Source organism: Acrocarpospora macrocephala, from assembly GCF_009687865.1.
GTDB lineage: Bacteria > Actinomycetota > Actinomycetes > Streptosporangiales > Streptosporangiaceae > Acrocarpospora > Acrocarpospora macrocephala.
Window position 1 is genome coordinate 142,359 of the sequence record NZ_BLAE01000023.1, and the last position, 13,350, is coordinate 155,708.

11 protein-coding genes are annotated in these 13,350 nt (G+C 68.1%); 4 read left to right on the forward strand and 7 right to left on the reverse strand.

The features are described from left to right. Nucleotides 1-5: 5 nt before the first annotated feature. From Amac_RS21200 to Amac_RS21220, 5 genes are all read right to left on the reverse strand, one after another. The gene (locus Amac_RS21200) at nt 6-1,745 is read right to left on the reverse strand and encodes a thiamine pyrophosphate-binding protein (RefSeq protein ID WP_218041205.1); all 1,740 of its coding nucleotides are present in this window, start codon (nt 1,743-1,745) and stop codon (nt 6-8) included. A gap of 27 nt (nt 1,746-1,772) precedes the next feature. After that, nucleotides 1,773-3,218: an aldehyde dehydrogenase family protein gene (locus Amac_RS21205; protein ID WP_218041206.1), complete on the reverse strand. Its 1,446-nt coding sequence runs from the start codon at nt 3,216-3,218 to the stop codon at nt 1,773-1,775. A gap of 135 nt (nt 3,219-3,353) precedes the next feature. Continuing rightward, the gene (locus tag Amac_RS21210) at nt 3,354-4,421 is read right to left on the reverse strand and encodes an ABC transporter substrate-binding protein (protein WP_155356119.1); all 1,068 of its coding nucleotides are present in this window, start codon (nt 4,419-4,421) and stop codon (nt 3,354-3,356) included. Beyond that, complete coding sequence (locus Amac_RS21215; RefSeq protein WP_155356120.1) at nt 4,418-5,272, reverse strand: ABC transporter permease; 855 nt, start codon at nt 5,270-5,272, stop codon at nt 4,418-4,420. Before Amac_RS21215 ends, Amac_RS21210 begins: the two co-directional genes overlap by 4 nt. Further along, nucleotides 5,269-6,117, reverse strand: coding sequence for an ABC transporter ATP-binding protein (locus tag Amac_RS21220; protein ID WP_170322584.1), 849 nt, complete (start codon nt 6,115-6,117; stop codon nt 5,269-5,271). The genes Amac_RS21215 and Amac_RS21220 overlap by 4 nt, the downstream gene beginning before the upstream one ends. Before the next feature lie 468 nt (nt 6,118-6,585). Here Amac_RS21220 and Amac_RS21225 point away from each other — a divergent pair, with 468 nt between their 5' ends. Then, a complete protein-coding gene (locus Amac_RS21225; protein ID WP_155356122.1) occupies nt 6,586-7,566 on the forward strand; it encodes a substrate-binding domain-containing protein in 981 nt (326 codons plus the stop codon). 49 nt (nt 7,567-7,615) lie between these two features. On the opposite strand, the gene Amac_RS21230 is transcribed toward Amac_RS21225, so the two are convergent. Then, nucleotides 7,616-8,569, reverse strand: a complete 954-nt coding sequence (locus tag Amac_RS21230; RefSeq protein ID WP_155356123.1) for a VOC family protein — start codon at nt 8,567-8,569, stop codon at nt 7,616-7,618. Between the two features lie 226 nt (nt 8,570-8,795). On the opposite strand from Amac_RS21230, the gene Amac_RS21235 reads away from it, so the two are divergent. The 3 genes from Amac_RS21235 (at nt 8,796) to Amac_RS21245 (ending at nt 11,707) form a co-directional block, all read left to right on the forward strand. Continuing rightward, nucleotides 8,796-9,785, forward strand: a complete 990-nt coding sequence (locus Amac_RS21235; protein WP_155356124.1) for an ornithine cyclodeaminase family protein — start codon at nt 8,796-8,798, stop codon at nt 9,783-9,785. Nucleotides 9,786-9,840: 55 nt separating this feature from the next. After that, nucleotides 9,841-10,857 (forward strand): dihydrodipicolinate synthase family protein, encoded by a 1,017-nt coding sequence (locus tag Amac_RS21240; RefSeq protein ID WP_155356125.1) that lies wholly within the window; start codon nt 9,841-9,843, stop codon nt 10,855-10,857. A gap of 196 nt (nt 10,858-11,053) precedes the next feature. After that, entirely contained in the window at nt 11,054-11,707 is a 654-nt protein-coding gene (locus Amac_RS21245; protein WP_155356126.1) for a GntR family transcriptional regulator, read from the forward strand. 26 nt (nt 11,708-11,733) lie between these two features. On the opposite strand, the gene Amac_RS21250 is transcribed toward Amac_RS21245, so the two are convergent. Continuing rightward, on the reverse strand, nt 11,734-13,350 hold a 1,617-nt coding region (locus Amac_RS21250), incomplete at its 5' end, for an IS1634 family transposase (protein ID WP_218041207.1).

The following is a 13,350-nucleotide window of genomic DNA, read 5'->3' on the forward strand; positions in this document are numbered from 1 at the left end:
CCTGATCAGGCCCGACCGTAGCCGTGCGGATTGACCCGGACGTCCACGACGACCGTCCCGCCCGCGCTGACCTCGTCGAACGCTTTGGCAAGCGCCGGTCGCAGCTCACTCGGGTCCAGGATCGGGCCGTACGCCGACAGCCCGTGGCCACGAGCGATCGTCGGCAGGTCCGGGTCGGGGTCGCGCAGGTGCTGTCCCACGCTCCGGTTCTCGACCGGACGCGAGCGCCGCTCCGCGACCTGCCGCTGGTGCCCCTCGTCGTTGAAGTACGACCGGTTGTTCGCGACGATCACCAGCAGCGGCAGCCGGTAGTGCGCGGCGGTCCACAGTGCCGAGCTGCCCATCAGGTAGTCACCGTCGCCCAGCACGGCGACCGGCACGCGGCCCGTCCCGTCCAGAGCCAGCGCGGCCCCGACCGCGATGCCGGGCCCGGAACCGACACCGCCGCCGCCGTCGCGGCCGAGGTAGTCCAGCGGGTCGGCGAACAGCGCGTCCTCTCCGGACCAGCCCAGCGGCAGCGTGGTGTAGGTGATCTTCCTGGTGTCGGCGGCCTCGCGGATCGCGGTGGCGAGGTCGGACATCAGGATGGGGTCGCCGTCGACCTCCGGACGGCCGCTCGGCCGGGTGGCCGGGAGCGCCGGCGGCCAGCCGGGCCGCTGGATCGGCTCGCCCACCCGGGCCAGCAGGGCCGAGACCATCTGGTCCGCGCCGGCCGTGACCTCCAGGTCTGCGGAGACCAGCGCGAAATGGTCCTTGGTCCACCCGTTGAGCAGGGCTCCCAGGTTCTTGCAGTGGACCACCGGGGGCCGCGGTCCGGTCCCGAACGCCGCGGCGAGGGTTCCCGACAGCTCCGTCCAGTTCAGGCTGAGGATCAGGTCGCTCTGCCGTACCAGCTCGGCACCGGTCCTGCTCAGGCGGCCCGCACCAGGCGTGGCGGGGTGGCGCGGATGCTGGGTGGGGAAGGCCGCCGGCATGCGCAGGTCGGTCAGGCAGCAGGCGCCCAGCGCCTCGACCAGAGCCACCCGCCGGTGCCACTCCTCCTCGGTGCGACCACCCCGGCCGAGCAGGATCAGCGGCCGCTCGGCCGAGGCGAGCATCGCGAGGATCTCGTCGACCGTGCCCGCGTCCGGCGCGGGGTCGGTGGGAACCGGGTACCGCTCAGGCCCGGGAACCTGGACGGCGGCGTCGACCTCGCACTCCTGGATCTCCGAGTCGAGGCAGATGTAGACCGGGGCGGACGGCTCTGCCCGGGTGAGGACATATCCGCGCATCAGCGACTCCAGCGCCGCCTCCACCGAGCCGGGCTGGTCGTCCCACTTCACGTAGTGGCGGATGATCGCGCCCTGATCGGCGGAGGTGTGCACCCAGTCGATCCACGGCCGGCGCTTCGCGGCGTCCAGCGGCCCGGTCGCTCCGATCATGACCATGGGGGCGCGGTCGCAGTAGGCGTTGTAGATCGCCATCGCGGCGTGCATCAGGCCCACGTTGCTGTGGAGTCCGACGAGCATCGGCCGGCCGGTCACCTTGGCGTACCCCTGCGCGATGGCGACGGAGTGCTCCTCGTGCAGGCACACGATCAGCTGCGGCCCGGTGTTGCCGAGGTAGTTCACCAGGCTGTCGTGCAGTCCCCGGTAGCTCGAACCGGGAACCATGGCGATGTACGGCAGGTCGAGACGGCTGAGCAGTTCCGCGATGGCGTCGCTGCCCCATGCCAAGGGGGGCCGTTCGGTGATCGGAACGTTCAACGGTTCAGGCTTCAAGGGAGACTCCATTCACACACGGACGTGCACCGTCTTCGTCTCGGTGTAGCTGAGCATCTCGTCGAAGCACTCCTCGCGCCCGATGCCGGAGTTCTTGAAGCCGCCGAACCCGGTGCCGAGGAAGTGCCGCGACACGCCGTTCACCCAGACGTAGCCGGCGCGGACGTCGCGCGAGGCACGCATGGCCAGGTTCAGGTCGTTGGTCCAGATGGACGCGGTCAGGCCGTACTCGACGTCGTTGGCCAGCTCGATCGCCTCGTCGACGTCCTGGTAGCGGACCAGGGACATGACCGGGCCGAAGATCTCTTCCCGGAAGATGCGCATCTGCCGGGTGACGTCGGCGAAAACCGTCGGGCGGAGCCAGTAGCCGCGCTCGAACTCGGGACCTTCCGGGCGGGTGCCTCCGGCGACCAGGCGCGCGCCGTCCTCGATCCCCGCCTGGATGTAGACGAGGGCCTTCTCGTACTGCGCCCGCGAGTTCATCGGGCCCGCGCCGGTCTCCTCGCGGGCGGGGTCGCCCTGGACGATCGCCTCGGCCTTCTCGACCACGCGCTCCAGGACGGCGTCGTAGAGGGAGTCCGGGAGCAGGATCCGGCTCATCGAACCGCAGGACTGCCCCATCCAGCCGAAGTTCATCCCGGCGACGGCGTTCGAGGCGACCTCGTCGGGATCGGCGTCGGGGAACACGATCATCGGGTTCTTGCCGCCCAGTTCGAGGCTGACGTGCTTGACGGCCACCTCGGCGGCCGCGCGCTGGATCGCCATTCCCGTCGGCACGGAGCCGATGAAGGAGATCCGCTTCACCAGCGGGTGCCGCACCAGGGGGGCACCGGCGCCGATCCCGTCGCCGGTCACGATGTTGACCACGCCGGGCGGGAGCGTCTCCCGTACGATCTCGGCGAGAACGGTGGCCGACAGGGGCGACTGCTCCGACGGCTTGATCACCACACAGTTGCCCGCCATGAGCGGGGCTCCGAACTTCGCGGCGAACAGGATCGGGTGGTTGAACGGCACGATCCGCCCCACCACCCCGTACGGCTGGCGAACGGAGTAGTGCAGCGCGTCGGCGCTGGCGGGAATCGTCTCCCCCTTGAGCTCGGTCCCAAGGCCGGCGAAGTACTCGATGCCCCGCACCGCGCTGGTGATGTCGTGGCGAAGCTTGGCGATGGTGTTGCCGGTGTCGCGGACCTCGATGTCGAGAATCCGCTTCCCCTCCTCCCGCAGGCGCTGCGCGTAGCCGCGCAGGGCCTGGGCTCGTTCGATCATCGACAGTCCGGCCCATGCGTCGAAGGCGCCCAGCGCGGCCCGCACCGCCGCGTCCACGTCCTGCGGCCCAGCGGCGGGCACCCGGCCGATGACCTCCTCGCTGGCCGGGTTCACCGACTCCAGCCAGTTCGCGGTCCGGCTCTCCACGAGCTCGCCGCCGATGAGCATCCGCCCATCAATGAATTCCGACACCTGTACTCCTTCTTTCCGCGTAGCCGCCGTGTGCCGGTGTGGGTCGCGTTCTCAGTTCGATGTCCGGAGGGGATCCGGCCACGGTCGTGGGTGCGGGCCGGGCCCGCATCCACGATCGTTCACGCCGGCGTCGGCTCAGCCGGCCAGGTCCACGAAGATCTTGCGCCAGTCGTCCGGCACGGGCTGGCCCGTCGCCTTCATGAAGGCGACCAGCCTCTCGGCGGACTCCGCGCTGACCTCAGGCTGCTTCGCGATGGCGGCGCCGTCGCGCTGGTCCTTGACGCCCGCGAGCACGGCCTCCTTGGGGCTGCCGTCGAAGTGGTTCTTGTAGATCCACTCGTCGACCTCCGCGGACTTCTCGTAGACCAGCTTCTGCGCCTCCCCGAGAGCCTTCCTGAAGTCCGCCACGAGCTCCTTGTTGTTCTTGTAGAAGTCCGGAGTGACCGCGACGACCGACGTCAGGGTGTTGGTCAGCTCGGGCACCTCACCGCCGCTGACGTTGATGAAGAGCTTCGCGTAGCCCTCGGCCTCCGCCACCTGCGGGTAGGGCGAACCCATGCTGCCCGCGACGACCTTCTCGCTCTTGAGGCCGGCCAGGGTCCCCGAGGCGGAGCCCATCGAGTTCATCTTGAAGTCGTCGCCGGACAGGCCGGCCAGCTGGAACATGTACCTGGCCATGTAGCTGCTCGACCCCTGAGGGCTGGAGACGCCCCACGCCTTGCCGGCGAGGAACTTCATCTTGTCCTTCAGCGGCGAGTCGTCCTTCAGGCCGCTCTCCTTCCAGGCGGCGGCGGTGATGAGGACCGACTCCGGGAATCCGTTCCCGATCTGCGCGATGATCGGGAACTCCTGGCCCTGCTCCAGGGCGGCCACCGGGTTCACCGACGAGGTGATCGCCATGTCGGTGCTGCCGCCGAGGGTCGCCTGCAGGCCGGCGGCACCGTGGACCTCGACGAACTCCGTCTCGATGTTGTGCTTCGCGAAGATGCCGTTGCCCTGCGCGTACAGGACGGCCGAGTTCATGGTCGAGATGAACGGAGCCGCGATGCGGATCTTCCGGTTGCCGGTCTTCGCGTCTGCCGCGATCGTCTCGCCGCCGCTGCCGCAGGCGGTCAGCGCCCCGGCCCCCAGCATCAGGCTTAAGGCGATGCCCGCCAGCCGTCGCATTCCCCTGGTCCGGGCCTTGCTGTCGGACTTGGTCATCCTCGTGCTCCTTCACCTTGCCACAGCGCCACCTTGCGCTGAATTGCCGCCAAAACCGAGTCGATGGTCATCGCCGAGAGGGTGATCGTCAGCACCGCGACGATCACTCCTGCGGAGTCGTAGCGCTGGCCGGAGTCGAGAGCCAGGTGACCCAAGCCCTGCGATGACGCCACGAACTCGCCGACCACCGCACCGATCAGCGCGACCGGGAACGCCACCCGCAGGCTGGTGAGCAGCCAGGTCGTCGCCGATGGCAGATAGAGGCCGACGATGATCTGGCGCTGGTTCGCGCCCATCAGGCGAAACTGGTCGAGCAGGTTGTGATCGATCCGCCGGGTGGCGTTCCACACGTTGTAGAAGATCACCCACATGCACGAGAAGGCCGCGACGAACACCTTCATGGTGAGATCGACACCGACCCAGACCACGATGAGCGGTGACAGCATGATCTTCGGCATCGAGTAGAGCATGGCGGCGAACGGTGCGATGACCCTCGAGATGGACTCGTAGATGCCGAAGAGCAGGCCCAGCGTGCTGCCGATCAGCGCGCCGATCGCGAAGCCGAGGCCGCAGGCTTGCATGGTGTAGGCGAGGTGCGAGAGCAGCTCGCCGCCTTCCATGAACTCGCCGAAGCGTTCCACGACCGTCGTCGGGCTCGAGACGATGAACACCGGGAAGATCCGGCCGCTGGCGAACTGCCACGCCGAGCAGAAGGCCACCACGACGGCGATCCGGATCGCCCAGATCCTGAGCAGGTCGAGCCATCGCTCCCGCTGGTTCCGCTCCCGCAGCGCCGCGGTATCGAACGCCGCGCTGGACGCGGATTTGGGGGCCACTGTCCCTGTCGTCATGAGGTTCCCCTCCTACCGTGGGCCGCGGCAGTCATGGCGTGGTCGCCCTCGTGTTCCACCTCGGGGTTGCTCAGCGCGACGCCGTCCTCCGACAGGTTGCCGGCGATCGTCTTCCACAACCTGGCCTCGTGCACCGCGTACGCGGGCGACTGCCGGAGCTCGACGGGCGAGACCCCGCGCGGGAGATCCTCGAGCTTGTCGATCTGGTCGATGCTTCCCGGCGCTCCCGCCATGGCGACGACCTCGTCTCCGAGAGTCAGCGCTTCGGACAGGTCGTGGGTCACGAAGATCGTGGTGAGGTCGGTTCCCTCGATCCGGGACTTCAGGAACTCCTGCATCCGCACCCGGAGCACCGCGTCCAGGGCGCCGAACGGCTCGTCCATGAGCAGCAGCGTCGGGTCGGTGACCAGGGTGCGCCCGAGCTGGACGCGCTGCCGCATGCCCCCGGAGAGTTCCCGCGGGTAGTGGTTGAGCCAGTCCCCGAGACCGACGCTCGCGGCCATGTCGGCCGCGCGCTCGTGGCGCTCCGTTCGGGGCATACCCGTGATCTTCAGCGGCAGCGCGATGTTGCCGAGGACCGTCTTCCAGGGCAGCAGCGTCTCGCGCTGGGTGACATACCCGATGCCCGGATGGAGCTTGCGCCACTCCTTGCCGAGGTACCGGAACTCACCGCCCGAGACCTTCAGCAGGCCCGAACACACGTGCAGCAGCGTGGACTTGCCACACCCACTGGGCCCGACCACGCAGACGAAGCGTCCCTTGGGCACGGTGAGGTTGACATCCACCACAGCGGGACGGATCGCACCCTTGCCGGGGTAACGCACCGTCACATCCTTGAACTCCACTACGGGCACCTCAGTGCCGGCGTCTAGAGGCGAAATGTCGCCCAATTCTCAGTCCTCCTCAACCTGCCGCGTCTGCTTGAGCAGTCCGGAACGTCTTCTCCGATACGGGTTCTCGCCATCCACGCACGGTTGCTGTCCTCATGCTGTGCGGTCTCAGCGGCCGGAATCTGCGACCGTGCCATCGCTCGAATCCGTAACGTTCCGTTACGAGGCCAGGTGTATACAGATTACTGACGCCGGAACGCGTGTCAAGAGTTACATCGGGATTGCCGCTGCGTCACAAGCGGCAACCTCACGGTGAACTCGCGATTTGCGTGGGGGGCGAACACCAGGGCGGGGAACAGTCCCTGAGTGCGAGGTTTGTCCATGTCACAGCAAAAATACGCGGACTGTCCAACTCACTCGCCAGCCGTCTGGCAACTGTATACTCTTACCGCACACGTCAGTCCCCAAGATCGGAGGCCGGGAATGGCACTGCGTCTGCGCGGCACCTTCTCACCCAATCCGCGCGTGGCACCGCTCGTCGACGGCACCGTCCAGCCCAAGGGCATCGAGATCACGTGGGAGAGCGGCAAGGCGGGCGACCTGCACTCGATGCATCTGCGCGACAGCGCGCACGACGTGTTCGAGTTCTCCATCTCGAACTACCTCGTCACTCGCGAACGGCCGGCGGACCGGTGGGACTGGGTGATGATCCCCGTCTACGCCAGCAAGGCCACGCTCGGGCTGAACACGTGGGTGAACACCGGCGCGGGCATCGAGAGCGGCGCCGACCTGAAGGGCAAGAAGTTCGGCATCCCCGACTACACCATGACGGCGGGCCTCTGGTTCCGCGCCCAGCTCGAAGTGCTCTGGGGCATCCTGCCCCAGGACATCGAGTGGTACGTCGGGCGGCAGGGCGAGGAGAGCCACGGCCGGCAGATGGGCTTCGAATCGAACCCGCCCAGCGGCGTCACGCTGCATTGGACCGGCGCCGGCGATGTGAATCGTTTGCTCCAGGCCGGGGAGCTGGACGCCTCGTTCCCCGCGGGCGGGACCGTGATCGACACATCGACCGGCAAGGTGGCGCGGCTCTTTCCGGATGGGGGACGCCGGTTCATGGCGGACTTCAAGCGGAAGGCCGGTTTCCTGCCGGTCAACCACGCCGTGCTCGTCCAGCGGCGCCTCGTCGAGAAGGAGCCATGGGTGCCCGAGGCGCTCTTCGAGGCGTTCGAAGCCGCCAAGCGGGAGGCGTACCGGCGCGACCGCGACGCCGCCGGCGTCTTCCTCGACGGGAACGACGACATGGACTGGCAGGCTTCGGTCTTCGGAGAGGATCCGTTTCCGTACGGGCTGGCCGCCAACAAGGCGATGCTCGACATGGCCGCGCGGCAGTCGAACCTGGACGGGCTGACGGTCAACCGCTGGGACCTCGGACAGTTCGTCGCGGAGAGCCTCCGCGACACGTGAGGGCCGCCGCTGTCCCACCGCGGGGTGCGGTGGGACAGCTCGGACGACCTCAGGCGATGGAGTTCGCCAGATCGGCGACGCGGCTCTCCTCGGGCGTCTTCGGGAGGGGCGTGTCCGAGGTGGCCCCCAGCGGCGCGTTCCTGGCCAGACCCGGGCTGCCCGCCTGCCACACGTCGCGCGTGATCGGCGAGCCCTCCAGCAGGCGGGGCCGGTGGTCCGGGCCGACGATGTCGTGCTCGGTGCAGAACTCGAAGGAGATGCCGGTCATCGGGTCGGCGATGTAGACGCTGATCGAGCCGGACGCGGCGTGCCGGAGCACGTCCTTCTGGAGCTGCGCGCCCTGACGCAGCGCGATGTTCCTGGCCCGCATCACGTCGTCGATGTTCTCCACGAGGATGCAGAAGTGGTCCATGGACGCGGCGCGCTGGGGACTCGACCGGAAGATGCCGAGCGAGTGGTGGTAGTTGTTCGCCGACCGCATGAACACCGCGTTGCGCTTGATCCAGTCCGACGCCCGGAACCCGAGGACGTCGGCGTAGAACCGGTGCGCCGCGACGGGGTCCGATGAGAACCACACCGCGTGCAGCATCTCCGTCATGCGGACGGCGTCCTGGGCCGGCTTCACGGCACGGGAGAGCATGTCGGTGTAGACGTCGACCTCGACCCCGTCGGGGTCGGTGAACCGGAGGCCGCGGTCGATCCCGTCGCCCTCCAGGTCGCCGATCTCCTCGAACCGGATGCCACGCTCGTCCAATCGGCCCGCGACGGTGGACAAGGCGTCGTCCCCCGTGAGTTGGAAGCCCACACGCATCAGCCCGCGCCGATGCTGGTTCTCCACCAACCGCAGCCAGTGGTGGTCGTAGCCACCGCCGAGAAAGCTGGTGCTGTTCGCGGAGTCGTGCACGGTGAGATGGCCGACATTGGCGTAGAACTTCGTCGACTCGGCCAGGTCCGGGACACCCATCACGACGTATCCGAGACGCTCTACTGACTGCTGCTCCATGGTTCCTCCGGTTTCGGGCTGTTCGCAACTGGCAGGGGTCCGCCCGTCGCACAACGCGAAGAGCAGGCACGATGCCGAGGGCTCGTCCTGGTGTGGCCTACCTTACGACCACTTGACGCGTACAAAGTTGCCATTAGAGTGTATACAGTTGTCGAGTTCGTCAAGGATGAGGGCCGATCGGCCGCCTCCGTTCAGACGACCCCTGCGCCCTTTCTGAGGAACCGCCATGACTCTTCTGCTTGATGACCGCTCGGTGAGCAGCGTGCTCGACCCGGCCTCGCTCGTCGAGGCGATCGACCGCGCCATTCGGCTGGACGCGGAGGCCCCTGCCGATATTCCCGGGCGGGTGAACCTCTCGGGTGGTGGCAGGTTCTTCCGCATCATGCCCGCGGTGGTGCCCCAATCAGGCGTGATGGGCCTCAAGACGTTCTTCGGTGGCGGCGGCGTGGGCGTCCGCTACCTGATCATGCTCGCCTCCATCGAGACCGGCGAGGTGCTGGCGACGATGGACGCCTGCTACCTGACCGCGGCGCGGACCGCCGCCACGAGCGCGGTCGCCGCACGGGCCCTGGGGGTGAAGGCGACGCGCCTCGGCATTCTCGGGTCAGGCCTCGAGGCCGAGACACACCTGCGCACCTTCGCCGCGGTGAGCGAGATCGACGAGATCAAGGTGTTCAGCCCGAACCCGGCCAGCCGGGATCGGCTCGCCGGCCGCCTGCGCGAGGAGCTCGAACTGCCGGTGGTGCCGGTCGCCACGGCCGCGGCGGCGTGCGCCGACGTCGACCACGTGATCACGGCGACGAACACCGGCTACGGAGGCCCGATCGCGTGTGAGTCCGCGTGGCTGCGCCCCGGCCTGCACCTCAGCGCGATCGGCTCCACCCACCGCGACCTGCGCGAGCTCGACACGGCCGTCTTCAGGCGTGCGGGCACCCTGGTTTTCGACGCCGATCCCGAGCAGATCGCGGACGAGTCCGGCGACATCCGGGAGTTCGTGGGCGAGGGCGGCAGTCTCAGCGCCGTACTGCGCCTCAGCGACCTGCTCCAAGGCCAGGCCGCGCTTCCCGAGGACCCGCAGGGGGACCTCACCATCTTCAAGTCCGTCGGAACCGCTCTGCAGGACATGGTCGCCGCCGAGCTGGTGTACCGACGCTCGGTCGAGGCCGGTCTCGGGGCCACCTGGGACGACCTGGCCATACCCAAGAGCCGCCGCTGACCGGCAGCTCGCTCTCATCCACACACCGGCCCGCACAAGGAGACTGAACCAAATCATGACGACCGTTATCGGCAAGAACGAGGTGCGTGACTGGGCCCATGAGCACTTCCACGGGGTCAACAACGTAGTCATCCCGAGCTTCTCGGCCGATCTGACCCGCCTGAACGAGCGCGGCATCCGCCATGACGTCCGGCGGGTGATCGAGCTCGGATTCACGGGGACGCTGCTCGTCAGCGAGGTCAACATCACCCTCGACGAGTACGTGCGCTTCACCGAGATCGCACACGACGAGGCAGGCGACCGGCTCAACCTGATCTTCCACGCGTCGTTCAACACCCTGGAGGAGAACATCGTCGCCGCGCGGCGTGCCGCGGCGGCGGGAGCCCGCCTCGCGCTGCTGTCGTACCCGCCGTGCTTCTACCCGAGGTCCCTGCGGGAGCTCTACGACTACACCAAGGCGTTCTGCGACGCGACCGACCTGGCCGTCATTCTCTTCCCGATGACGCACTGGGGCTTCGAACGTCTCCACTCCGCCTCGTTGCCGCTCGAAATGCTCGCCGACCTGGTCGACGCGGCGCCGAACGTAGTCTCGGTGAAGGCCGAAGGCGGGTTCCCGTCGGTCGCCGGCTTCGCCCACGCCTGGCACCGGCTCTCAGAGAAGGTGCTGATCACGATGCCGATCATCCAGGAGGCCATCGCGCTGGCCGCGCTCGTCCCCCTGCGGGTGATCGCGACCTCTAATACCGAGTACTACGGCGATACCGCGCCGCGGATGCTGGCCCTGTCCCAGGAAGGCAAGATCGACCAGGCCATGGACCTGCTCTGGAAGATCGCCCCCGCGTGGCGGGCCAACGGCAACGTCGCGCCGGTCCCGCACGCCCACTCCGTGAACCGGGCCGCGTGGAAGTACCAGGCGTGGCTCGCGGGCTTCAACGGCGGGCCGCTGCGTGTCCCGGCGAATCGCCTGCACAGCGGCGAGATGGCGTCGTTCCGGCGAGCGCTGGTGGACTCGGGGCTGTGGGTGACGCAGGACCCGGACGAGGAGTACTTCGTCGGGCGCAACCCGGAGTGAGCGCGTGGCGGAGCGTAACGCGACCCGCGTGCGCTCCGCCAACAGGTTCCAATGGTTTCTGACAACTGTATACGCTCTATGGATATATCATCGGGGGGTGCCGAAGAATAATCAGGGAGCGCCGAAGAAGTTGACAGCCTCTCCACTGAGCGACAGTTCGCTCGGTAGCCTCGACCGCTCGTCCGCGGTCGGAGGGATGGATGCCGTCTCGCGCACGACGCTCGGGGATCGCGTCTACGAGCGTGTCCGGGGCGCCATCATCCGAGGGGAGATCCCGGCCGGGACCGAACTCAACCAGGTCGAACTCGCCAACACCCTTGGCGTGAGCCGGGTGCCGGTGCGCGAGGCCCTTCGACGGCTCCAGGCGGAACGCCTGCTCGACGCCAACCCCTTCCAGCGTTTCGTCGTCACGAAGCTCTCTCAGGAGCAGGTGCTCGAACTCTTCGACCTGCGCCAGACGCTGGAGACCTTCGCCGCGCTCCGGGCCGCATCGCGTCCCGGGTTCCGCGAAGCGGAGCTTCCCGCGGCCCGGGCCCTCGCGAATTCCTTGGATCTGGACATGTCAGGCGAGGAGTGGGTCCAGGCGGACATGGAGTTCCATCGCTCGCTCTACGGTCGCGGCTCCGCCGTGGCCAGCATCATCGACGAGGTCCGGTTCCGGATCTATCGCTACGTCCACCTGGCCGCTCCGGATCTCCCGCGCCGCAAGGAGGTGCTCGCCGAGCACCAGGCCCTTCTCGACGCCGTCGAGCGGGGCGACGAGGACGAGATCCGCGCCCTGATCGAGGCCCACGTCGGGCACACGCGTGACCGGCTCGTCCACATGGGCGGGATCGAAGACGCGGGCTAGACCCGTTTTCCGCGCATCGGTGATCTTCAGCGAAGTTGCCGAGGGTCGGTATCGAGGAGGTCGAGCAAGCGGAGTTGAAGGACCGTCGGTTGCGGGATGATCGGCGGGTCCTGGCCGTTTCCAGGGATGATCTTCATGGTGGCCAGCGCGTCGAGGATGAGCCTGCCGGTGGGGATGGCCGGTCGTCCGGCATACAAACCCTCGACTCTGATCTGGCCTTGTTCGGCCAGCGCGTGTCTGACCTGGCGTTCGATGAGGGAGAAGATGAGCAGGGCCAGGCAGATGACGGTGACCAGGGCGGCGATGCGCCGGTTGTTCTTCAGGTAGAGGGCTGCGACGGCCAGGGGGCCTTTGAAGGCGGAGTAGCGGCGTTCGACCGCTTCCTGTCCTTTGTAGAGGGTCAGGACGGTGGCGGTGTCGGCCTGATCGGGGGGCAGGTTGGTGAGCAGGGCGTACCAGCCGTCGGTGGCGGCGTCGGCGTCGATCGCGTCCTGGTCGAAGCTCCAGGCCAGGGTGGGTTTGCCGGTGCCGGGATCCATGCCGGTTCCGGCTCGTAGGTAGGCGCCGACCCTGCGGGTCTTGACGATGGCCGCGATGCGGGCTTCGACCGTGGCGGGGGTCGGGTAGTGCCGGGAGCCCAGGCCGCGTTCCAGCCGTTGCAGGTCGTCGGTGGCCTTGCCGAGTTTCAAGGCCCGGGCGGTGGCGGCGGCGCCCGCCCGGGCCGAGGAGTGCACGAACACCCGGCGTAACCGCAGCACCGGGTCGCGTCGGCGCGGGCCGGCAAGGGTCATGGCGTCTTCCCGGACGTGCCAGGTCCCGCGTCGGTCGGCGGGTTTGGCCTGGTCACGGTGGGCGGTGTAGTCGACTGTGGTCGCGTCGTCCACCGACAGGCCCGCAAGCTCGCTCGCCGCCACGTAGGTTTTGGACGCCGGCGCGATGAAGCTCACCCCGTCGCCGTCCATCGCGGCCAGGTTGGCGTAGGAGATCAGCTTGGAATCCCCGATGAGCAGCATGCGGCGCTGGCCTGCCAGTTCCTGCAGTGCTCTCATCACGGGGATGACCTGGCCGACCTCGCCCGCTCCGCCGTCGAAGGCCCGGTGGAAGACCGGGATCCCGCCGTCCGCGCTGACCGCGATCCCGGCCTGGATCTGCTTCAGGTCGGGGCGTCGATCCTTGGGATGGCCGAACTTCACCGCCGGGAACCCCTCCTGGCTGGAGGGGTAGGCGCCGTGCATCGAGATCGAGGTCATGTCCCAATGGAGCCGGCTCACCTCGATCCCGAACTTCTCGATCGCGGTGAGGCCGACCGAACCGGCGATCCGGTCCAGGTGCGGGGCGATCGCGTCCAGAGCCCGCCCGATCCGGTCGTCGTTGAGCAGGTCGGCCTCCACTCCGAGCGTTTCGGCCACCGCCCATTCCCGCGCCCATTCCCGCACGTGCACCAGCGGAGCCGGAGAGGTCAACCGGTTGGCCACCAGCGTCTCGATCACCTGTCCGTGGGTGAGTCCGGCCAGGTCACGCACCGGGCAGGCGGCATCGACCACATCACGGATCTTCAACCGGGAGCAGAAACCGGCCACCACCGGCAACGCCCCCAGCAGTTTCTCGACCGACGGGATACCGAACTGCGCGGGTTGTCTCAC

Bases quoted from the DNA above. Each gene is read 5' to 3' on its own strand.
- Amac_RS21210 (WP_155356119.1), bottom strand. From the start codon at position 4,421: ATGACCAAGTCCGACAGCAAGGCCCGGACCAGGGGAATGCGACGGCTG.
- Amac_RS21215 (WP_155356120.1), bottom strand. From the start codon at position 5,272: ATGACGACAGGGACAGTGGCCCCCAAATCCGCGTCCAGCGCGGCGTTC.
- Amac_RS21225 (WP_155356122.1), top strand. From the start codon at position 6,586: ATGGCACTGCGTCTGCGCGGCACCTTCTCACCCAATCCGCGCGTGGCA.
- Amac_RS21230 (WP_155356123.1), bottom strand. From the start codon at position 8,569: ATGGAGCAGCAGTCAGTAGAGCGTCTCGGATACGTCGTGATGGGTGTC.
- Amac_RS21235 (WP_155356124.1), top strand. From the start codon at position 8,796: ATGACTCTTCTGCTTGATGACCGCTCGGTGAGCAGCGTGCTCGACCCG.
- Amac_RS21240 (WP_155356125.1), top strand. From the start codon at position 9,841: ATGACGACCGTTATCGGCAAGAACGAGGTGCGTGACTGGGCCCATGAG.
- Amac_RS21245 (WP_155356126.1), top strand. From the start codon at position 11,054: ATGGATGCCGTCTCGCGCACGACGCTCGGGGATCGCGTCTACGAGCGT.